General features: G+C 76.2%; 14 protein-coding genes and 1 pseudogene. 5 read left to right on the plus strand and 10 right to left on the minus strand.

Annotated elements, in window-relative coordinates:
* Positions 1-28 precede the first annotated feature (28 nt).
* Both KPF22_RS18190 and dut read right to left on the minus strand, forming a co-directional pair.
* A complete protein-coding gene (locus KPF22_RS18190) occupies positions 29-3,508 on the minus strand; it encodes a DUF3710 domain-containing protein (protein ID WP_224402767.1) in 3,480 nt (1,159 codons plus the stop codon).
* On the minus strand, positions 3,509-4,024 hold the full coding sequence (dut, locus tag KPF22_RS18195) for a dUTP diphosphatase (protein ID WP_208819639.1): 516 nt from the start codon (positions 4,022-4,024) through the stop codon (positions 3,509-3,511).
* A 25-nt stretch (positions 4,025-4,049) separates the two neighbouring features.
* On the opposite strand from dut, the gene KPF22_RS18200 reads away from it, so the two are divergent.
* Positions 4,050-4,547 (plus strand): DUF3093 domain-containing protein, encoded by a 498-nt coding sequence (locus KPF22_RS18200; RefSeq protein WP_208819638.1) that lies wholly within the window; start codon positions 4,050-4,052, stop codon positions 4,545-4,547.
* A 73-nt stretch (positions 4,548-4,620) separates the two neighbouring features.
* Here KPF22_RS18200 and KPF22_RS18205 read toward each other — a convergent pair whose 3' ends face one another.
* A complete protein-coding gene (locus KPF22_RS18205; protein WP_010223990.1) occupies positions 4,621-4,923 on the minus strand; it encodes a DUF4193 domain-containing protein in 303 nt (100 codons plus the stop codon).
* A 313-nt stretch (positions 4,924-5,236) separates the two neighbouring features.
* Here KPF22_RS18205 and KPF22_RS18210 point away from each other — a divergent pair, with 313 nt between their 5' ends.
* Positions 5,237-6,322 carry a phosphotransferase family protein gene (locus tag KPF22_RS18210; RefSeq protein ID WP_208819637.1) on the plus strand — a complete coding sequence of 362 codons (1,086 nt, stop codon included), beginning with the start codon at positions 5,237-5,239 and terminating at the stop codon, positions 6,320-6,322.
* A complete protein-coding gene (gene cei, locus KPF22_RS18215; RefSeq protein WP_224402768.1) occupies positions 6,322-6,951 on the plus strand; it encodes an envelope integrity protein Cei in 630 nt (209 codons plus the stop codon). The genes KPF22_RS18210 and cei overlap by 1 nt, the downstream gene beginning before the upstream one ends.
* A 35-nt stretch (positions 6,952-6,986) precedes the next feature.
* On the opposite strand, the gene KPF22_RS18220 is transcribed toward cei, so the two are convergent.
* A complete protein-coding gene (locus KPF22_RS18220) occupies positions 6,987-7,817 on the minus strand; it encodes an inositol monophosphatase family protein (RefSeq protein WP_062404688.1) in 831 nt (276 codons plus the stop codon).
* 230 nt (positions 7,818-8,047) lie between these two features.
* Here KPF22_RS18220 and KPF22_RS18225 point away from each other — a divergent pair.
* Positions 8,048-9,508: pseudogene (locus tag KPF22_RS18225) on the plus strand (RNA polymerase sigma factor); the annotation flags it as partial.
* A gap of 63 nt (positions 9,509-9,571) precedes the next feature.
* On the opposite strand, the gene KPF22_RS18230 reads toward KPF22_RS18225, so the two are convergent.
* Together KPF22_RS18230 and KPF22_RS18235 are read right to left on the minus strand one after the other, a co-directional pair.
* Positions 9,572-10,426, minus strand: coding sequence for an alpha/beta fold hydrolase (locus KPF22_RS18230; RefSeq protein ID WP_224402769.1), 855 nt, complete (start codon positions 10,424-10,426; stop codon positions 9,572-9,574).
* Between the two features lie 81 nt (positions 10,427-10,507).
* The gene (locus tag KPF22_RS18235; RefSeq protein WP_224402770.1) at positions 10,508-11,077 is read right to left on the minus strand and encodes a CHRD domain-containing protein; all 570 of its coding nucleotides are present in this window, start codon (positions 11,075-11,077) and stop codon (positions 10,508-10,510) included.
* Positions 11,078-11,316: 239 nt separating this feature from the next.
* On the opposite strand from KPF22_RS18235, the gene KPF22_RS18240 reads away from it, so the two are divergent.
* Positions 11,317-14,811, plus strand: coding sequence for an ABC transporter ATP-binding protein (locus KPF22_RS18240; protein WP_224402771.1), 3,495 nt, complete (start codon positions 11,317-11,319; stop codon positions 14,809-14,811).
* A gap of 25 nt (positions 14,812-14,836) precedes the next feature.
* On the opposite strand, the gene KPF22_RS18245 is transcribed toward KPF22_RS18240, so the two are convergent.
* Genes KPF22_RS18245 through KPF22_RS18260 form a run of 4 tightly spaced genes read right to left on the minus strand, consistent with a single transcriptional unit; the run spans position 14,837 to position 20,275 of the window.
* Positions 14,837-15,610: an alpha/beta fold hydrolase gene (locus KPF22_RS18245; RefSeq protein WP_224402772.1), complete on the minus strand. Its 774-nt coding sequence runs from the start codon at positions 15,608-15,610 to the stop codon at positions 14,837-14,839.
* Positions 15,607-16,749, minus strand: coding sequence for an NADH:flavin oxidoreductase/NADH oxidase (locus tag KPF22_RS18250; RefSeq protein ID WP_224402773.1), 1,143 nt, complete (start codon positions 16,747-16,749; stop codon positions 15,607-15,609). Before KPF22_RS18250 ends, KPF22_RS18245 begins: the two co-directional genes overlap by 4 nt.
* A gap of 38 nt (positions 16,750-16,787) precedes the next feature.
* Positions 16,788-17,717: a cation diffusion facilitator family transporter gene (locus KPF22_RS18255; RefSeq protein WP_224402774.1), complete on the minus strand. Its 930-nt coding sequence runs from the start codon at positions 17,715-17,717 to the stop codon at positions 16,788-16,790.
* Between the two features lie 50 nt (positions 17,718-17,767).
* A complete protein-coding gene (locus KPF22_RS18260; protein ID WP_208819623.1) occupies positions 17,768-20,275 on the minus strand; it encodes an ATP-dependent Clp protease ATP-binding subunit in 2,508 nt (835 codons plus the stop codon).
* Positions 20,276-20,327 lie beyond the last annotated feature (52 nt).

Raw genomic sequence — 20,327 nt, forward strand, 5'->3', positions numbered from 1 at the left:
CGGACACCCGCGCCCACCGCACTCCCGCTCAGTCCCGGCGGTGCCGTCCGAGGTCGCGGGGACCGGTGCCGCCCGCGCGCCGACCGGACGACCACTGGCCGGTCAGCCCGGACCCGCCCGCCGCACGGCCGGCGTCGAGCGCGTCGGGGACGTCGTCGGTGTCGTCGTCCCCGGTGCCGGTGCGGGCCGGGTCCGCGTCCGCGGGGTCCTCGGCGGCGCGGGCCGCGGCCCGTCCGGCGGCGGCCCGGCTGGCCCTGTAGTCGGCCAGACCGGTGACGCCGCCGTGCGCGTCGGTGCGGTCGGCCCCCCGCCCGTCGGCGTCGGGTCCGCGGTCGGCCGACGCGCTGCGGAGCAGGTCCTGCAGGGCGCTGCGTGCCTCGTCGGCCGAGGTGGGACCGCCTCCGTGCCAGGGGCGGCCCGCGTCGCCCGCGGCCCGGAACAGGTCGTCCCCGCCCGGGCCCGGCTCGGCCCGGCCGTTCGTACCCGGCTCGGCCCGGCCCGATTCCGGCCGGCCCGGTCTCGCCGGGTCGTCCGTTTCCCGGCCGGACGGGACCGGCGCTGCGGGGCCCGGCACTGCGGGGCCCGGCGCGGCGGCGTTCGCCGACCCGGGGCTCGCCGACCCGGGGTTCGGCGACGCGGGGACGGCGGGCGCGGGACCCGCGGTGCCGCTCCCGGTGTCGGGGGCGGCGTCGGGTTCGCGGCGTCGTCCGCCGCCCGCGGGGGCGTCGAGGGCGACGGCGGCGAGCAGGTCGGCCACCGAGGTGCCCGCCCCCGCTCCGTGCCGGCCGGAGCGGCGGCTGGCGGCGATCTCGGCGGACAGCCAGCCGTCGTCGTCCGGGGTGGGGTCGGCGGGTGCCGTGTGGCCGGGCGCGTCCGCGGCGGGGCGGGCGCCCCGCCGACGACGGGCGGGCGCAGGTGCATCGGGCTCCGGCAGGGCCGGGAGGCGGTCGAGCGTGGCCTCCATCAGCGGCACGTCCGACAGCGGGATGTCCTCGATGGCCCCGGTGGGCTGCGCCGCCGGTGCGGGGGTGGCGGCCGGAGTGTCCCGGATGCGCCCGGCGAGCAGGTCCGCGGCGTCGACACGGGTGGCGTCGGCCGCGCGGTCGCGCCGGGAGCGCCGGCCCGCCCCACCGGTGCCCGGTGCGGCCGTGCCCGCGGCACCACCGGCGGTGGTCGCGCTGCCGCGGGTCTCGCGCCCGTCCGCGGCGTCACCGTCGCCGAGGCCGGTCCCGATGCCGGTACCGCCGCCGAGGGACGGTCCGCCACCGGGAGCCGTACCGGGGTCGAGAGCCGAACGGCCGTCGAGGGCGGTGCCGGACAGGGAGGGGCCGTCGTCGAGGACGGAGGCCGGCACGGGGGCCGGAACGGGGGTGCCGGTGTCCAGGATGTCGCCGGCTGACGCGCCCCGGCCGAAACCGGTGAGCGGGGTCGCGGACCGGTCGTCCTCGGCACCCGCGAGCAGGTCGGCGACCGACAGCGCGGTCACCGCCGGGTCCCGGCGGGCCGGGGTCTCCACCGGCTCGGGCTCGGCGGCCCGGACCGGGGCGGCCGCGGACGGCGCCGGGTCCGGTGCGTGCAGCGGCGCCGGGGCGTGGTTCGGCTCGCGGCCGGGCAGCGGGCGCGCACCGGTGTCGGCCCCGGGCCGGGCCGGGCCGGCCGCGGGGGCGACGCCACCCGTCGTCGGGATCGCGCCGGTCGGGGTCGCGCTGCCGGGGACGCCCCCGGCCGGGGCGCCGCCGAGGCGGTTCGCGCCGGTCCGGTCGGGCCGGGCCGGACGTCCGCGACGGCGGCCGGGCCGCGCCTCGGACCCGGGGGTGACCAGCGGGCCGCCGGTCAGCGCGGTGCGCTCGGCGGGCGACTCGTCGGCGCGGACGGCGGGGGTGAGCTCCGTGCGCTCCGCGGGCAGCTCGGCCGGAGCCGCCGCGGCGGGGCGGCGGACCTGCGGCAGCGCGCGGGTGCGCGGGTCGGCGGCCTCGACCGACGGGCGGGGGCCCACCGGCCCCGCGGGGGGCTGCGTGGCCCGGGCCGCGGGGGCGGCGGGCGCGGTGCGGCGCGGACCGGCCGGGCGGGCGGGCTCCACCGGCGTCGCCGGTTCCGCGGAGGCGGCGGCCGGCACCGGGCGGGCGCCGGTCGCCGGGCCGGACGGCACCGGGGTCGCGCCGGTGGTGCCCGACGGCACCGGGGTCGCGCCCGTCGCGCCGGTCGGGGCCGGGACGGAGACGGTGATGCTGGGTTTCTGGGGCGCGACCTCGGGCTGCTGCTCGCGCAGGTGCTCGGGCAGCTCCAGCGGCAGGACCGTCCGCGGCGGGTACGGCGACTTCCCGCGGACGACGATGATCCCCCGCAGCACGCGGCGGAGCTCGACGTCGAGGGCCTCGACGGTCTCCAGCGACGCCGTCGCCACGCCGTAGACCATCCAGCGCGGGCCGTCGCAGCCGACGAACACCGAGGCGGCGTTCTCGGTGCGGGCATGGAGCTCGCGGCCCCAGTCGCCGCGGGCGTTGCGCACCCGGGCGCCGCCCTTGCGCAGGGACTGCTCGATCTCCGCGGACAGGTCCGCCCACAGACCGGACGATCGTGGCGCGGCCAGCGCGCTCACCGCGATCCGGCCCTCGGCCAGCAGCAGGTGCACGGCCTGGGGGCGCTCGGCACCCGTGGGCTCCAGCTTCAGCTCGGCGCCGTAGGGCACCGGGACCTGCAGGGCACCGAGGTCGACGCGGGCGAGCGCGTCGGTCATCGACGGGTCGAGCTCCTCGACGTCGGCCGGGCCCAGCGGGCGGCCGCCGCTGCCGGGCGGCGGGACCGAGAGCGGGGCGTCGCCGACGCCGTACTCGTCCTCGTCGTACTCGTCGTAGTCGTCGTAGTCGTCGTACTCGTCGTCGAGGTCGTCGGACGGCGGCGCGGAGGGACGCCGGCCCCAGGACGGGTCGTCGGGGTCGCCGCCGTCGAAGCCCTGCGGGGTGCGGTCGCGGGCGTAGGCGAGTTCGTCGTCCTCGGCCCGGTGCGACAGCAGCGGCGGCTCCTCGTCGTCCCAGCGGCCGTCGGGGGCGACCCGGTCGTCGTGCGCGGCGGGTGCGGGGTCGGGCAGGCGCCCGGAGGCGCCGGTGGCGGGGGGACGGCCGGTGGCGTCGCGGCCGACCGCGCGCACCGCCGTCGTCGCCGCGGCGGTGCCGTCGGGGGCGGGGACGGCACCGGTCCGCGGGCCGGCCGGAAGGACGTTCGCCGGTACCGGGCGGGGGCCGGCGGAGGGCACGGAGCCGTTGCGCCCCGGCGCGGGCGGCCTGCCGTTCGGCGCACCGGGTCCGGAGCCGTTGCGCGGGGCCGCGCCGTTCACCGGCGGCGCCCCGCGACGGGCGTCCTGCTCTGCATAGTGGTCGGCGTAGTCGTCGAAGTCGTCGATGTCGGAGTCGCCGTAGCCGGGATAGCCCGGATAGGCACCCGTCCCTGTGTCCTCGACCCCGTCCTCGGGACGGATGTCGAACATCCGACCGCGTGCGCGTCCCGGCATCTACTGGTCCCCTCCCCCGGCGACGAGCGCGGCGTTCCCGCCGGTCGAGCCGTGACCGGCGGCGCCGCGTACCGACGCGGGCAGCGCGGTGACCTCCACGAACCGGGCCGTCTCGACCCGCTGCACCACCAGCTGCGCGATGCGGTCCCCCCGGTGCAGCTCCACCGGCGTGTCCGGGTCGGTGTTGACCAGGCACACCGTGATCTCGCCGCGGTACCCGGCGTCCACGGTGCCGGGTGCGTTGACGATCGACAGCCCGCAGCGGGCCGCGAGGCCGGACCGCGGGTGCACGAACCCGGCATAGCCCTCGGGCAGCGCGATCGCCACCCCGGTCCCGACGAGCGCCCGGCGCCCGGGCTGGAGGACCACGTCGGTGGTCGTCACGAGGTCGGCCCCGGCGTCCCCGGGCCGCGCGTACGCGGGGTGGGGGACGTCGGGGTCGAGCCGCATCAGCAGGACGTCGACGGACGCTGCTGCCGGCGGCTGGTCCGGGGGAGCGGGCACGGAACCGGGCACGGCGGGCGACGCTACCCTGGGCCCCGTGAGCGAACGGGTTCCGGAGACCGACTCTGCGACGGCTGGCCCTGCTGCGTTCGACGAGCGGTTGTCCGTCCCGGTGTGGTGGTACCTGCTCGCCGTCGGGCTCGGTGTCCTGATGGGCGCGCAGATCCACATGGGCTATCCCGGCCTGCGGGCGTGGCTGGGCTATCTGGTCATGGTGCCGCTGTGCGTCGGCGTCCTGTGGTGGATGGGCCGCAGCCGCACCACCGTCCGCGACGGCGTGCTGATCTCGAACGGCCGGGAGCTGCCGCTGTCCGCGGCCGGGGTCACCGACACCGTCGCGCGCGCCGACAAGCAGCAGGCGATGGGCCCCGACCTCGACCCGCAGGCCTACGTGCTGCACCGGGCGTGGGTGGGGCCGCTGGTACGGGTCCAGGCGACCGGCCGCGAGGAGCCCTACTGGGTGCTCAGCACGCGCCGTCCCGACGCGCTGCGGGCGGCGATCGCCGCGCAGGCGCCGCACCCCCAGCAGAGCTGACCCCGCGGACGCACGACGGGCCCCGGCGGAGTCCGCCGGGGCCCGTCGTCGTGGTCCCGCAGTGCGGGCCCGGTCAGGCCGCGCAGTCGCGGCAGAGGAACTGCCCGCCCGAGGTGCTGGCGAGACGGCTCCGGTGGTGCACCAGGAAGCAGCTCGCACAGGTGAACTCGTCCGCCTGCTTCGGCAGGACGTTCACCGTCAGCTCCTCGCCCGACAGGTCCGCGCCCGGGAGCTCGTAGCTCTCCGCGGTGTCGGTCTCCTCGACGTCGACGACCGCGGACTGCGCCTCGTTGCGGCGCTGCTTGAGCTCGTCGAGCGAGTCCTCGGCCATCTCGTCGGCCTCATTGCGACGTGGGGCGTCGTAGTCGGTCGCCATCAGGTCTCACCCTTGCCTTACGTCCGTGCTGCTCGATTCGGCCCTCGAACAGCGGTACTTCGCATCGGTTGGTCGTCGCGTGCCGCTGAGGAACGTCGCGGGAAGCGGGTTTGTGCCCGGCGCCCGGAGTGACGCCGGTCTCACCTTCCCCGGTGGTCCGGGTGGCTCGTCCGCCGTGCGTCCTGTCGCGGCCGGTCCGGCACCGGCGGCGGGGAGGGTAGCCCAGCGTCCGGCGGGCGTCGCAGCGAGTCCCCCGATCACGCCGGGTGTCGCCCGGGCGCGGGCGCCGCCGGGCGCACTAGTGTCGCCCGGTGTGACGACGAGCGCCCGCACGCCCACGCCCGGTGCCGACCCCGCCACCGTCGGCGCGTGGCTGTCCACGGCCCTCGGCGACGAACGGTGGCGCGAGGCGCAGCTCACCTCGATCGGCGCCGGGCGGTCCAACCTGACCTATCGGGTCTCCTCCCCCGCCGGCGCCGTCGTGCTGCGTCGTCCGCCGGTCGGCGAGGTCGCCGCGACCGCCCACGACATGGGCCGCGAGCAGCGCGTGATCTCCGCTCTCGGGCCGAGCGCCGTGCCGGTCCCCGCGGTGCTGGCCGCCGACGACGGCGACGTGCTCGGCGCCCCCTGCTTCGTGATGGAGCTCGTCGACGGCGTCGTGCCGCTGGACGACCTGCCCGAGGGCTGGGCGTCCACCGAGGCGCAGCGCCGCGCCGCGGGCGACGCGCTGGTGGACGTGCTGGCCGCGCTGCACGCCGTCGACCCGGTCGCGGCGGGGCTGGGTGACTTCGGTCGCCCGGACGGCTTCATGGAGCGCCAGATCCGGCGCTGGGGCACGCAGTGGGCCGCCGCCCGCGACGGCGACGACCCGGTCCCCGTCGACGCCGACGAGGAGTCCGAGCTCACCCGGCTGTCCGAGCGGCTGGCCGCCGACGTCCCCGCCGCGCAACGGCACACCGTCGTGCACGGTGACTACCGGCTCGACAACTGCGTGTTCGACGCCGAGGACCCCGGCCGCATCCGCGCGGTGCTGGACTGGGAGATGTCCACCCTCGGCGACCCGCTGGCCGACCTCGGGCTGCTGCTCGTCTACTGGAAGCAGGACGGCGACGACGCCGTCTGGTCCGCGGCCCAGCCGTTGCCGGGCCCGACCGGCCTGCCCGGCTTCCCGACGCGGCGCGAGCTCGTCGCGGGCTACACCGCGCGGACCGGCCTCGACGCCGGTCCGCTGCCCTGGTACGTCGGGTTCGGCGCGTTCAAGCTGGCCGTCGTGCTCGCCGGGATCCTGGCCCGGGTCCGGGCCGGATCGGTCCCCGAGGAGATGGCCGAGGGCCTCGACGGGTCGGTCGGCCCGCTCGTCGCGCTGGGGCACCACGTCCTGGACGGAGGGTCGTTCTGATGCTCCCCACCCGTACCCGCGGCGACCGTCCCTACGAGCGGCGCCGGACCCGCCCCATCCTGGTCACCACCGCGCTGCTGGCCGTGCTGGCCGTGGCCACGTGGGCGGTCGTGCTGGGCACCGCCTCGGACGGCTCGGCGTCGACGAACTGCCCGGCGCCGTCGTCGGGGACCCTGGCGGGCTCGAAGGTCGACCGCACGGAGCTGGAGTCGGCCGCCCCGACCGCGCCGGACGACGTCCGGTTCCAGGTCCGCAACGCCGGCGGGCAGCGCGGCCAGGCCAACCTGGTGTCGGCCGAGCTGAAGGACCTGCAGTTCGGCGAGGCCGGTACGCCGGGCAACGACACCGTTTTCCCCGACGGGGACCTGGACTGCATCGGTCAGCTGCGGTTCGGCCCGGACGGTGCGGCGTCCGCGTCGACGCTGGCGCTCGCGCTGCCGTGCGTCGAGCTGATCCGCGACGACCGGCAGGGCGCGGTGGTCGACGTCGTCGTCGGGTCGGCGTTCACCGACGTCGCACCGGGCCGCGCGGCCCGCGACGTGCTGGACCAGCTGTCCGCGCCGGGGACCGAGGGCGGTCCCCGAGCGGACCCGGGCCTGCTGGCCCAGGCCCGCGCCGCGGTCTGCTGAGCCGCGACCGTCCGGGCGGGGGGGGCCGGACCCGCTCAGACGGTGTCGGCGCCGCTGCGGCGGGCCAGCGCGGCCAGGTCGGCGGCGACCCCGGGCGCGGCGGCGAGGGTGACGTCGGCACCGAGGGCGTCGCCGTCGACGGGACCGCGGACGCCGGGGCTGCCCGCGACGTGCACGACGGCACCGGCCTCGGTCGCGATCAGCGCACCGGCCGCCCAGTCCCACCAGTTGCAGCCGTGCTCGAGATAGCCGTCGAGCCAGCCGGCCGCGACCGCGCACAGGTCCAGCGACGCCGCGCCGGCCCGGCGCACGTCGCGGACCTCGGGGAGCATCGCCGCGACCATCCGGGCCTGGCGGGCGCGCCGCTCGGCGCGGTAGGCGAACCCGGTGCCGACCAGGGACTGGCCCAGCTCGGTCGTCGCCGCGGCGCGCAGGGGGCGCCCGTCGAGGGTCGCGCCGAGACCGCGCCCGGCCGACCAGAGCCGTCCGGAGGCGGGCTCGGACACGGCACCGGCGACGCCCTCCCCGTCGAGGACGGCGGCGATCGAGATCCCGTACCAGGGCAGCCCGTAGAGGTAGTTCACGGTGCCGTCGATCGGGTCGACCACCCAGCGCGCGGCGGCGGCGTCGCCCGCGCCCTCCTCCCCGTACACCGGCTCGCCGGGGCGCAGCTGCGCGAGCCGGTCCCGGACGAAGCGCTCCACCGACGCGTCGGAGGCGGTGACGACGTCGGTCGGCGAGGACTTCGTCGTGACGCCGTCGTCGTGCGGTGCGGGCAGGCCGCGCAGGTGCTCCGCGGCCTCGGCCGCGACCTGCTCGGCGACGGCGCGCAGGGTGGCGGGATCGCTGCTCTCGTGCGGGCTCACCACCCCATCCGACCACGTGCGGAGCCACCCGGACGCGCGGGGCGGCGTGAGGTGCGTCCCCCCGGCCGGTACGCAGTTACAATGGAACGCGTACCCCGTCTCCGGGACGCGCGGCGACCACCATCGACGCCGGCGACCGAGGCGGTGGCAGGACAGGACATCCCGGCCGTCGTGGCCTCGTCTCCCCCGACGAGCGCGCCGCGACCGGGCCGCGTAACGACTCCAGCGCACGTAGCGAGAGGGCCCAGGTGGCAGCCGCAGACTCCGCAGCACGCAGCGACTCGACCGTCGAACCGACGTCGGGTACCGCATCCCGCAGCCGCCGTACTTCCGGCACCACGAGCACCGCGTCGGCGACGACCGGCACCGCCAAGAAGCCGGCCGCACGCACCCGCAAGCCCGCCGCGGCGGGTGGCACGGCGACCAAGGCCGCGCCGAAGACCGGCCCGCGCAAGGCCGCCCCGAAGAAGGCCTCCACCAAGAAGGCCGACGGCGACGAGCCGGACGCCGACGGCGACGAGGTCGTCCTCGAGGACGGCGAGGTCGACGCCTCGGACATCGAGGCCGATCTGGCCGAGGCCGCGAAGGAGGAGACCGCCGACGAGTCGTCCGACGACGACGATGACGACGACTCCGACGACGAGACCAACACCGGCAAGAACCGGGTGGCGCCGACCACCCGGGCGTCGCAGCAGAAGTCGGCGGACTTCGTCTGGGACGAGGAGGAGTCCGAGGCCCTGCGCCAGGCGCGCAAGGACGCCGAGCTCACCGCCTCGGCCGACTCGGTCCGCGCGTACCTGAAGCAGATCGGCAAGGTCGCGCTCCTCAACGCCGAGGAGGAGGTCGAGCTCGCGAAGCGCATCGAGGCCGGCCTCTACGGCGCCGAGCGCATCCGCAAGGTCTTCGAGTCCAACGAGAAGCTGTCCCCGCAGCTGCGGCGCGACCTGCGCTGGATCGTGCGGGACGGCGAGCGCGCCAAGAACCACCTGCTCGAGGCGAACCTCCGGCTCGTGGTCTCGCTGGCCAAGCGCTACACCGGCCGCGGCATGGCGTTCCTGGACCTGATCCAGGAGGGCAACCTCGGCCTCATCCGTGCGGTCGAGAAGTTCGACTACACCAAGGGCTACAAGTTCTCGACCTACGCCACGTGGTGGATCCGGCAGGCCATCACCCGCGCGATGGCCGACCAGGCCCGCACCATCCGCATCCCGGTGCACATGGTGGAGGTCATCAACAAGCTCGGCCGCATACAGCGTGAGCTGCTCCAGGATCTCGGGCGCGAGCCCACTCCCGAGGAGCTCGCCAAGGAAATGGACATCACCCCGGAGAAGGTGCTGGAGATCCAGCAGTACGCCCGGGAACCCATCTCCCTGGACCAGACCATCGGCGACGAGGGCGACTCGCAGCTCGGTGACTTCATCGAGGACTCCGAGGCCGTCGTCGCGGTCGACGCGGTGAGCTTCACCCTGCTGCAGGACCAGCTGCAGTCGGTGCTGGCGACGCTGTCCGAGCGCGAGGCGGGCGTCGTCCGGCTGCGCTTCGGTCTCACCGACGGCCAGCCGCGCACCCTCGACGAGATCGGCCAGGTCTACGGCGTGACCCGCGAGCGGATCCGCCAGATCGAGTCGAAGACGATGTCGAAGCTGCGGCACCCGTCGCGGTCCCAGGTGCTGCGCGACTACCTGGACTGAGCACCACCCGTCGCACGACGAGGGCCCCGCCGGACGATCCGGCGGGGCCCTCGTCGTCCGCGGTCAGAACAGGTCCGGCGTCGCGGGTGCGACGTCGTCGAGGAACGCGGTGACGGCCGGCACGAGGGTCGCCGTCTCCCCCACCAGGCCGATGTGCGAGGTCGCGGGCAGCACCACCAGGCGCGCACGGGGGACCTCCTGCAGCATCCCGGTCGCCGCGGCCCGTTCGTCACCGCCGCCGAGCAGGCGGAACATCTCCACCGCGTGCTCGGGCCGCACGCCGTCGGCGTCGCCGACGATCACCATGGACCGGGCCGTGATCGCACGCATCCGGTCGTCGGGGATCTCCTGGTCCTCGGCGTTGAGGACCTTCACCTTCTCCACCCACGCCGCGAACGCGACGGGGTCCGGCGTGTGCTCCAGGAAGGCCGTCTCGACGGGCGAGCCGGCCAGTGTCGTCGCGTCCATCCCCGTGATCGCGGCGTGCACGGCGGGGTACCAGCCGTCGCGGCGGAACGTCGCGGCCATCACGACCAGCTTGCCGACGAGGTCCGGATGCCGGAGCGCGAGCTGCAGCGCCACGCCGCCGCCCTGCGAGTAGCCCATCACGTCCGCCCGGCCGACGCCCAGGCCGCGGAGCAGCGCCGCGGCGTCGTCGGCGAACTGCTCGTAGGACAAGGCACGGGGCACGTCCGGTGTCCGGCCCTGGCCCTGCATGTCGGCGACGACCACGGTGCGGTCGCCGGCGAGCCCGGCCGCCCACGCCGCCATCGAGCCGGCGGCCATGAACGCACCCGGCAGCAGGAGCAGCGGTGGCGACGTCCCGAGCTCGCCGTACACCTCGTGGTACAGGTCCAGGCCGTCGACCGGCAGGTGCCCGCTCGAGGTCGGCGACGGGGTGGTGGCCGCTCCGGTCATGGTGTCTCCCGCGGTGGGTCGAGGGTCCGTCCCCCTACCGACCGTGCCGGGGCCGCGGACTCATCGGCCCCGGCAGCGCCGTCAGCCCGTCTTGGACAGCTGCCCGCGCACCGCGCCGGTCCGGTACTGCTCGGTGTGGGTGTCCACGAACCAGGCCGCCGGGTTGGCCTCCAGGTCCTTGACCGTGAACCCGGTGCCGGTGTCGACGCCGCCGACGACCACACCGGTGGTGAACGGCCCCTGCAGGCAGCCCTTGCTGGTCATCGGGCCGCCGGGCGGGCCCTGCGGGTCCGGGAAGACCATCCGCGGGTTGCCGGACTCGTTCGGCTGCCCCTCCTGCAGGTGCGTGGCGGTCCGCGCGGGGCTGCTGAACGGCGGGGTGACCCCGGTCATCTGGATGTCGTAGCAGACGATGTCCTGCCGGCTGTTCAGGCGCAGGGTGAACTGTCCGCTCGCGCCCTGCTGGCCGGGCACCGGTGCGCCGTCGTCGGCGCGGACCGCGTCCGGGGTCAGGGTCGCGGTGAGCGTGCTGGTGAACGTGGGGGGCTCCGGTACGGGTGCGTCCTCGGCCAGCGCCGGTGACGCGGTGAGTGCCAGTGCCGCCACCGCGCAGAGCGCGCCCCCGGCCCACCTGGTCGACCACGGTCCCATCGGTTCCCCCTCGTGTTCCACGCATCGCTGCGGGGCAAGCATGCGGACACCGGGGCCCGGACGCGCCCCCTCGGGGCGTTGTCGACCGCTTCGTGTGGGGCACCGCCCGATCCGGTTTCGACCGGCCGATCGGGGGCAGGGCCGCCGAAAACCGGGCGATTCTGTCGGGGGTCGCGGTTAACGTCGATCACCGACGGCGCCGGAGATCCCGTAGCGCGGTCTCGTCGGGGGTGTCGAGGGTGCGCGCGCTGTCCTGGCGTCGGCTGGGTGGACCGGTGTCGGTCGTGGCGGTGGGCGCCGCGGTGGTGGCCGCGGTGGCGGAGGCGACGGCGGCGACCGTGGTGGGGGCGGTGGTGAGCGGGCCGACGGCCACCCTGGTCGCCGTGCTGGCCGCGCTGCTGCTGGGCGCCGCCCTGCTGGACACCCTGGGCCGGGTCCTGTTCTCCGGGGTGGTCGGGCGCGCGGAGGGAAGGCTCCGGTCGGACCTCGTGGGGTCCGCGCTGGCGCAGCCGCTGCCCGCGCTGGAGGACCAGGCGGTCGGTGAGCTCCTCGACCGGGTCGACGACGACTGCCGCCAGCTCGCCCAGCTCATCCGGCGGATCGGCTGGGAGACGGGCCGCTCGCTGCTGCGCTCGGTCGTCGCGTGGATCGTCGCCGGACTGGTGTTCTGGCCGGCGTTCGTCGTGTTCCCGCTGGTCGCCGCCGTGATCGTGCTGGTGGCGCGGCCGTTGACGCCGCAGATCGCGCGGGCCAAGGTCGCCGAGGAGACGGCCTGGTCGGACCACGCGGCGCAGCTGGAGGAGGCGGTCGCCGGGCAGGACGACGTGCGCACCTCGCTGGGCCAGCCGCACGTGGTGGCCGGGTTCGCCCGCCGGGCCGCGACGGTCGTCGCACGCACCCACGAGGTGTGCCGGATCGCGACCCGGCTCGGGCTGCGGACGGGCACCGTCGCGCACGCGCTGCTCGGGGCGCTCGCGCTCGGCGGGGTGTGGCTGGTCGCCGGCGACCCGGGCGGGATCGCCGCGCTGGTCACGCTGTGGCTGCTGGTCACCGCGTTCGTCGGGCAGATCGACGCGATCGTCGACCGGATGCCCGACATCCAGGCCGGTCTGGGCGCGCTCACCCGGGTGTCGTCGCTGCTGGAGACCGAGCGGGAGCCCGAGGGCGGCCGTCCGCTGCCGCCGGGGCCCGCGGCGGTGGAGCTGCGCGGGCTGACCGCCGGGTACGACGACGGGTTCCGCCTGGGCGGGATCGACCTGACCGTCCCGGCCGGGACGACGTGCGCGCTGCTCGGCCGTACCGGCTCGGGGAAGTCGACGGTCACCAAGGTGCTCTCGCGCGCCGTGGAGCCGCCGCGCGGGCAGGTGTTCCTGGCCGGGGTCGACGTGCGCGATCTCGACCTGGACGGGCTGCGCCGCGCGGTCGGGGTCGTCACCCAGCGCACCGAGATCCTGGCGGCGACGCTCGCGGAGAACATCACCCTGTTCGACCCCGCCGTCCCGCGCGGCGCGGTCGAGGCCGCGACGGCCGCGCTGGGGCTCGACGAGTGGGTCGAGGCCCTGCCCGACGGCCTGGACACCCGCCTCGGCACCGGCGGGATCGCCCTGTCCTCCGGCGAGGAGCAGCTGGTGGCCTTCGCCCGGCTGCTGGTGCGCGACGTCGCCGTCGTCGTGCTGGACGAGGCCACCGCGCGGATGGACCCGCGCTCCGAGGAGCGGGTGACCCGCGCGTCGCGGGCGCTGCTCGCGGGCCGCACCGGGATCGTCGTGGCGCACCGGCTGTCGACGATCCGCCGCGCCGACGCCGTCGCGGTGCTGTCCGACGGCCGCCTGGTCCAGCACGGTGCGCGGGAGCAGCTGGCCGCCGAGCCGGGCCGCTACGCCGACCTGCTCGCCGCGGACCGGTCCCTGCCCGGGGCCACGGGCGCCGCCGGCGCCGTCCGGACCGGGCCCGCGACGGCGCGGCGCGACGGTGCGGTCGCCGTCGCCGACCCGGGGTCGCCGCTGCTGCACCGGGCGGTCCGGCGCGCGGTGCCGCCCGTGGACCCGGTGCCCGCTCCCCCGTTGTGGCGGGTCGTGCTGCGGCTGGCGCTGGCCCACCCGCGCTGGGGGCTGGCCGGCGGGTCGATGTTCACCCTCGCCACCCTGGGCTCGGCCACCGGTGTGCTCACCGGCTGGCTGTGGGGGCTCGTCGTCGCGGGGTTGGAGGGCGGCGGCACGCCGTGGGGGCCCGCCGTCGCACTGACGGTCGTGCTGATGCTGTTCCCGGTGTGGATCGCCGTCGCGTTCCGCACCTACCCGCGCTGGTGGTCCGCGACGACGCTGCGGCTGCGGCTCGGGGTGCTGCGCGGGCAGACCATGCAGCGGCGTGGTCCGCGCTCCCCCGCGGGCGAGGTCGTGGCGCGGGCGCTGGACTCGGACCGGATGATCCTCTATGTGGACCGCTGGGTCGACGTCACCAACTCGGTGGTCGTCGTCGTGGTGGCCGGGCTGGTGGCGGCCGACGTGCGGGCGGCCGCCGTCATCGGCGGGTTCCTGCTGGTCTGCGCGGGCGTCGCGGCGATCGGGGCGCCGTTCGCGGGGCGCTCCGGGCGGATCGCGGCCGACGCTCGGGCCCGGTTCGGCACCGCGCTGGGGTCGGTCCTGGAGTCGGTGCGCACGGTGAAGCTCGCCGCCGCGACCGGCGCGCTGCGGGCCCACCTCGGCGCCGTCGACGGCGACCGGGTCCGGGCCACGGTCCGCGAGTACCGGGTGCGCACCCTGCTCGACGGTGTCCCCGGTGTGCTGCTGCAGTGCGCGGTGGTGCTCACCTGGTCGCTGTACCTGGCCGGGACCTGGCCGCTGGCGACGGCGCTGCTGGTGTCGACCACGCTGAACGGGGCCGGGTTCCTCGGGCAGGTGTGCGCGGCCGCGGTCACCGAGGCCCCGATCGCACGGCGCTGGCTGCGGGCCGTCGCCCCGTTCGCGGGTCCCGCGGACCTGACCCGGCTGCCGCCGGGGGTCGACCTGGCCACCGGGGCCGCGCCGGCCCCGGGGCCGGTGGAGCGCGAGCCGCTGCAGCGGCTGAGCCTGGAGAAGGTCGCCGCCGTGCACGACGACGGCACCGTCGGCGTCGAGGGTGTGGACCTCGACATCGACGCGGGCTCGCTGGTGCTGGTCACCGGCCAGGTCGGGTCGGGCAAGTCCAGCCTGCTCGCGGGCCTGGCCGGGCTGGTGGGGCACGAGGGCGTCATCCGGTGGAACGGGCGCGCGGTCGAGGATCCGCAGACGTTCCTGCGTCCCGGGCAGGTCGCCTACGTCGGGCAGGTCCCCCGGGTGCTCTCGGGCACGTTCGGCGACAACATCGCCCTCGGGCACGACCGGCCGGTGCAGGACGCGGTCGGCGACGCCCGACTCGACCGGGACGTGGCCGCGGCGGGCGGGCCGGACGCCGTCGTCGGACACCGGGGCATCCGGCTGTCGGGCGGGCAGGTGCAGCGGGTCGCGATGGCCCGGGCGCTGGCGACCGGCGCCGAGCTCATCGTCGCCGACGACGTGTCCTCCGCGCTGGACGTCCGCACCGAGATCGAGCTGTGGGCCGCGCTGCGCCGCCGCGGCAGCACCGTGGTCGGCGCGAGCACGAAGCGGGCGGCGCTGGCCCGGGCGGACCGGGTGGTCGTGCTGGACCGCGGGCGGGTCGCCGACGAGGGCACCTGGGACGAGCTGTCGGTGCGGTGGTCGCACCTGGCGGGCTGAGCCCGGTACCGCGGGCCCGGCCGGCTCAGCCGGGCGGGAGCGGGTGCCGGCCGAGGAACGTCAGTACCTCGTCGGTCGCGCGCCGCTCCAGGAAGTAGGCGTGCCGGGCCCCGGGCAGCACGACGAGTTCGGCGCCGGGGATGCGCCGGGCGAGGCGGAGCCCGTTGTCGGGCGGGGTGAGCTCGTCGTCGCCGCCGTGCAGCACCAGGGTCGGGGCGGTGATCGTGGCGACCGCGTCCCACGCGTCGTGCCGTGCGCTCGCGCGGCGGTGGCCCGCCCGCGCAGCCGGACTCATCGTGTCGTCGCCGAGGACGGGCAGCGGGTCCGGGATCTCCGGGCCGGCCATGAGGCGGCGCAGCTCGCTGGCGTGGGTCGCCGGCTCGGCCAGGCGGCGCGGTACGTCCGGGTCGGGGGCGACGGTGCCGGGTCCGCCCGCGGTGGTGCAGCCGAGCACCAGCGCGCCGACCCGGTCGGGGTGGTCGGCGGCCACCCACTGCGCGACCCGGCCGCCCATCGACGTGCCGTAGACGTGGGCGCGACCGATCCCAGCCGCGTCGAGGACGGCGACGACGTCGCGGGCGAAGCGGCGGGTGCTCCAGTCGTGGTCGGCCGCGTCGTCGCTGGTCCCGGTGCCGGCGGTGTCGACGGCGACGGTGCGGTACCCGGCGAGGCCCTCGCGTACGGAGCTCCACCAGTGCCGTGCGTTGGCCTGCCCGGCCAGCAGGACCAGCGGCTCGCCACTCCCCCGGACGTCGAACCCGATTCCGGTCCCGTCCGGTGCGACGGCCCGTGCACTCACCGGACCACCCGCGGCTCGGGCCAGCCGATGCTCGGGGTGTGGCCACGCATGTTCCGCAGCCACCAGGCGTAGTCGTCGGGGACGAGTGAGAACGGGTCGTCATGGCCGAGCTCGCGGGCGGCCCACACCGGCCAGTGCGGGTTGGCCAGCGCGGGCCGCCCCAGCAACACGACGTCCAGGGCGCCGGACCGGACGGCCTCGTCGGCGGCCTGCGGTACACCGAGGTTCCAGCTCGCCGCGACCGGGATGCCGATCTCCGCACGGATCCGCCGGGCCCGATCGACCCACGCGCCCTGCTCGCCGCGCATCGCGTCGCGCGAGTCGGGGGTGTTCCCGCCGAAGGACAGGTCGGCCAGGTCCAGGCCGTGCTCGCGCATCCAGCCGATCGCGGTGACGGCGTCGTCGAAGGTGGTGCCGTCGGGGTGCAGGTCGTCGGCGCCGAGCCGCATGGTCAGCGGGTACTCCTCCGGCCACGCCCCGCGGACGGCGTCGAGCGCCTCCAGCAGGAACCGCGCGCGGTTCTCCAGGCTGCCGCCGTAGGCGTCGGTGCGGCGGTTGGAGATCGGCGAGAAGAAGCTCGACCCGAGGTAGCCGTGCGCGAAGTGCAGCTCCATCCACCGGTAGCCCGCCTCGGCGGCACGGCGGGCGGCGTCGGCCCACGCGCGGTGCAGACCGTGGATCTCGGCGACGGTCAGCTCGTGCACGGCGTGGTCGTGCTTCGGCCCGCCGAACGGCACCGGCGACGGTCCGGAGGTCAGCCAGCCGTCGGGATGCTCGGGCGGGAGCTGGGCCTTGCCCTCCCAGGGGAGCTGCTCGCTGCCCTTGCGGCCGGTGTGGGCCAGCTGGATCCCTGCGACCCCGCCCATCGCCTCGACCATGGCGACGGTGCGGGCGTGCCCGGGGACCTGGTCGTCGCGCCAGAGCCCGGCGCAGTGCACCGAGGTGCGCCCCTCGGCGCTGACGGCGATCTGCTCGCCGAAGACGAGTCCGAACCCGCCCGCCGCCCGGGCGCCGAGGTGCATGAGGTGGAAGTCGCCCATGTGCCCGTCGTGTGAGCGGTACATGGTCATCGGCGACATCGCGATGCGGTTGCGCAGGGTCACGCCCCGGAGCGTGTACGGGCTGAACAGGTGCGCCATTCCACGGACTACCCCGGGCGGCGGTGGATCACCGCGGCTCAGCCGCAGTGGTTCTCGTGCCCGGTGTGCGCGGCGTGCTCGACCTGCAGGGTGGAGTGGTCGAGCCCGAACCGCTCGCGCAGCTCGTGCCCGGCGCGGTCGAGCACCGAGGAGTCCCCGCAGTGCGCGGAGACCTCTTCGTCGACGACGACGTGCGCCGACATCGCGGGGGTGCGGTCGTTGATCGCCCACACGTGCAGGTCGTGCACGTCGGCGACTCCCTCGACGGCCAGCAGCGCCGCCTTGACCTCCTGGGCGTCGATGCCCTTGGGCGCCCCCTCCAGCAGGACGTGCGCAGCCTCGCGCAGCAGCGACACCGCGCGCGGGAGGATCAGCGCGACGATGAACAGCGAGGCGATCGTGTCCGCGTAGGGCCAGCCGGTCGTCATCAGGACGACGGCGGCGGCGAGCACGCCCACCGAGCCGAGGGCGTCGCCGAGGACGTGGAGCATGGCACCGCGCATGTTCATGTTCCCGCGGTCGCCGCCGGCCAGGACGGCGAGCGACACCAGGTTGCCGATCAGGCCGAGCACGCCGATGACCAGCAGCGGCAGGCCCGGGATCTCCGCGGGCACGAACAGCCGCTGCACCGCCTCGATGCCCACCCACACCACGACCGCGACGAGGGTCAGCGCGTTCAGCGCGGCGACGAGCACCTCGGCCCGGCCCATCCCGTAGGTCCGCGACGTCGTCGCCGGTCGGGCGGCGAGCACACTGGCGATCAGCGCCGCGACCAGCGCCCCTGCGTCGGTCAGCAGGTGGCCGAGGTCGGCCAGCAGCGCGAGCGAGCCGGTGTACACCGCGCCCGCCGCGCCGAGGACCGCCGTGACCAGGGTGACGCCCAGCGCCGTCGCGAGCCGGCGGCGGTCGGTGCCCGCCCCGGCGTGCCCGTGGCCCGATCCGCCGCCGTGTCCGTGTCCGTGCCCCATGCCGCCACCATACATGCATACATTCGCATGTGAATCGTGCGCGGCCGGGTTCAGCCGGTGGGGACCGCCACGGACTCGATGCTCAACGCCCCGGCCTCGACGCCGACCCGGGCGGTGCGGCCCGCGCCGATCCGCCCGTCGAGCAGCATCGACGACAGCGGGTTGTCGAGCTCGCGGCGGATGGTGCGGCGCAGCGGACGCGCCCCGAACTCGGGGGCGTGCCCGTGCTCGGCGAGCAGCGCGACGGCGTCGTCGCTGATCTCGAAGCCGATGTCCATCCGGCCGAGCCGGTCGCGGGTGTCGTCGAGCAGCAGCCGGGTGATCCGGGTGAGCTGCTCGGCCTCGAGCCGGCGGAAGACGATGGTCTCGTCGATCCGGTTCAGGAACTCGGGCCGGAAGACCTCCCGCAACCGCGGCATCAGCCGGTCGCGCAGCACCGCGTCCTCCCGCTCGGCGGGGGTGGTGCCCGGACCGGCGGCCGGGCCGAAGCCGAGCGTGGTGCCGTGCCCGGTGATCAGCTCCGACCCCACGTTGGAGGTCATGATGATCACCGTGTGCCGGAAGTCGACGGTCCGGCCCTGGCCGTCGGTGAGCCGGCCGTCGTCGAGGACCTGCAGCAGCGTGTTGAACACGTCCGGGTGCGCCTTCTCGATCTCGTCGAGCAGCAGCACCGAGTAGGGCCGCCGGCGCACCGCCTCGGTCAGCTCGCCGGACTCGCCGTAGCCGACGTAGCCGGGCGGGGCGCCGACCATTCGTGCGACGGTGTGCTTCTCGCCGTACTCGCTCATGTCCAGGCGGACCATGCGGTCCTCCTCGCCGAACAGCGCGACGGCCAGGGCGCGCGCCAGCTCGGTCTTGCCGACCCCGGTGGGGCCGAGGAACAGGAAGCTGCCCACCGGGCGGTTCTCGTCGCCGAGCCCCGAGCGCGAGCGGCGGATGGCCTCGGCCACGGCGGTGACCGCGGCGTCCTGCCCGATGACGCGCTCGTGCAACTCGTCCTCCAGCTTGAGCAGCCGGTCCCGCTCGGCCTCGGTGAGCTGGGCGACCGGGATGCCGGTGGAGCGCGCGACGACCTCGGCGATCTCCTCGACGCCGACGACGGGTGCGCGGCCGTCGGGGTCGGTGGGGTCGGCGGCCAGCTCCTCGCGGGCGGCGGTGATCTCGTCGCGCAGCTGGGAGGCCTTCTCGTAGTCCTCGTGCGCGACGGCCTGGTCCTTGTCGCGCTGCAGCGCGTCGAGGCGCTGCTCGACGGCCCGCCGGTCCACGGTGGGGGTGCGGGTGCGCAGCCGGACCCGGGCGCCGGCCTGGTCGAGCAGGTCGATCGCCTTGTCCGGCAGGAACCGGTCGGTGACGTAGCGGTCGGACAGCTCCACCGCCGCGCGCAGCGCGTCCGGGGTGTAGCGGACCTGATGGTGGGCCTCGTAGCGGTCGGCGAGACCGCGCAGGATCGTGACGGCGTCCTCCACCGACGGCTCGGGCACCAACACCGGCTGGAAGCGACGGGCCAGCGCGCTGTCGGACTCGATGTGCCGGCGGTACTCGTCGAGCGTGGTGGCGCCGATGACGTGCAGCTCGCCGCGGGCCAGCGCGGGCTTGAGCAGGTTCCCGGCGTCCATCGCGCCGCCGCCGTCCCCTCCCCCGGTGCCCGCGCCGACCATCGTGTGCAGCTCGTCGATGAACACGATCAGCGCGTCGCTGTGCGACCGGATCTCCTCGATCAGCGTGCGCATGCGTTCCTCGAAGTCGCCGCGGTACTTGGTGCCGGCGACCACCCCGGCCAGGTCCAGCTGCACGACGCGGCGTCCGCGCAGGGTGTCGGGCACCTCGCCGTCGGCGATGCGCTGGGCGATCCCCTCGACGACGGCGGTCTTCCCGACCCCGGCCTCCCCGATCAGCACCGGGTTGTTCTTGGTCCGGCGGGACAGGACCTCGACGGTCTGCTCGATCTCGTCGGCGCGGCCGATGACCGGGTCCAGCCGGCCGCCGCGGGCGGCCTCGGTGAGGTCCTGGCCGTACTGGTCCAGGGTCGGGGTGCCGGTGTCCGCGGCCGCGCCCGGGTCCGGGGTGCCCGTCGCGCCCGGCCCGGCGGGGGCCTGCGGGGTCATCGCGCCGGGGCTGAACCGGGAGCGGGCGAGCAGCCGGCCCGCGGCGGAGTCCTCGTTGGCGGCGAGCGCGAGCAGCAGGTGCTCGGGTCCGATGTAGCTCGACCCGAGCGAGCGGGAGATCTGGTGCGCGTCGAGCAGCGCGCGCTTGGCCGACGGCGTCAGCGACGGCGGCCGCCCCGCGTCGTGGCCGCCGCCGGGCCGTGGCAGGCGCTCCTCCAGGATGCGGGCGATCGTGTCCGGGTCGCCGCCGGCCCGGGCGATCCAGCCTCGGGTGGAGTCGGTGCGGGCGCAGGCGAGCAGGATGTGCGTGGCGTCGAGGTCGGTGTCACCGCGTTCCGCGGCCTCCTGGGCCGCCCGGGCCATGATCTCGCGGGCACCGCCGCTCAGCAGCCGGGTCAGGTCGATCCGGTGCACCGGGCCGCGGGGGTCGCCGGGGCCGAAGAAGCCGGTCATCGTCCACCTCTCGTCGGGTCGGGGCGATCGACCGCATTCCCGGTACCGGGCC

Source organism: Pseudonocardia sp. ICBG1034, from assembly GCF_020131375.1.
Taxonomy (GTDB): Bacteria; Actinomycetota; Actinomycetes; order Mycobacteriales; family Pseudonocardiaceae; genus Pseudonocardia; species Pseudonocardia alni.

Coding starts and splice junctions, on each gene's coding strand:
- KPF22_RS18190 (WP_224402767.1), bottom strand. CDS start 3,508: ATGCCGGGACGCGCACGCGGTCGGATGTTCGACATCCGTCCCGAGGAC.
- KPF22_RS18205 (WP_010223990.1), bottom strand. CDS start 4,923: ATGGCGACCGACTACGACGCCCCACGTCGCAATGAGGCCGACGAGATG.
- cei (WP_224402768.1), top strand. CDS start 6,322: ATGCTCCCCACCCGTACCCGCGGCGACCGTCCCTACGAGCGGCGCCGG.
- KPF22_RS18230 (WP_224402769.1), bottom strand. CDS start 10,426: ATGACCGGAGCGGCCACCACCCCGTCGCCGACCTCGAGCGGGCACCTG.
- KPF22_RS18235 (WP_224402770.1), bottom strand. CDS start 11,077: ATGGGACCGTGGTCGACCAGGTGGGCCGGGGGCGCGCTCTGCGCGGTG.
- KPF22_RS18250 (WP_224402773.1), bottom strand. CDS start 16,749: ATGGCGCACCTGTTCAGCCCGTACACGCTCCGGGGCGTGACCCTGCGC.
- KPF22_RS18255 (WP_224402774.1), bottom strand. CDS start 17,717: ATGGGGCACGGACACGGACACGGCGGCGGATCGGGCCACGGGCACGCC.
- KPF22_RS18260 (WP_208819623.1), bottom strand. CDS start 20,275: ATGACCGGCTTCTTCGGCCCCGGCGACCCCCGCGGCCCGGTGCACCGG.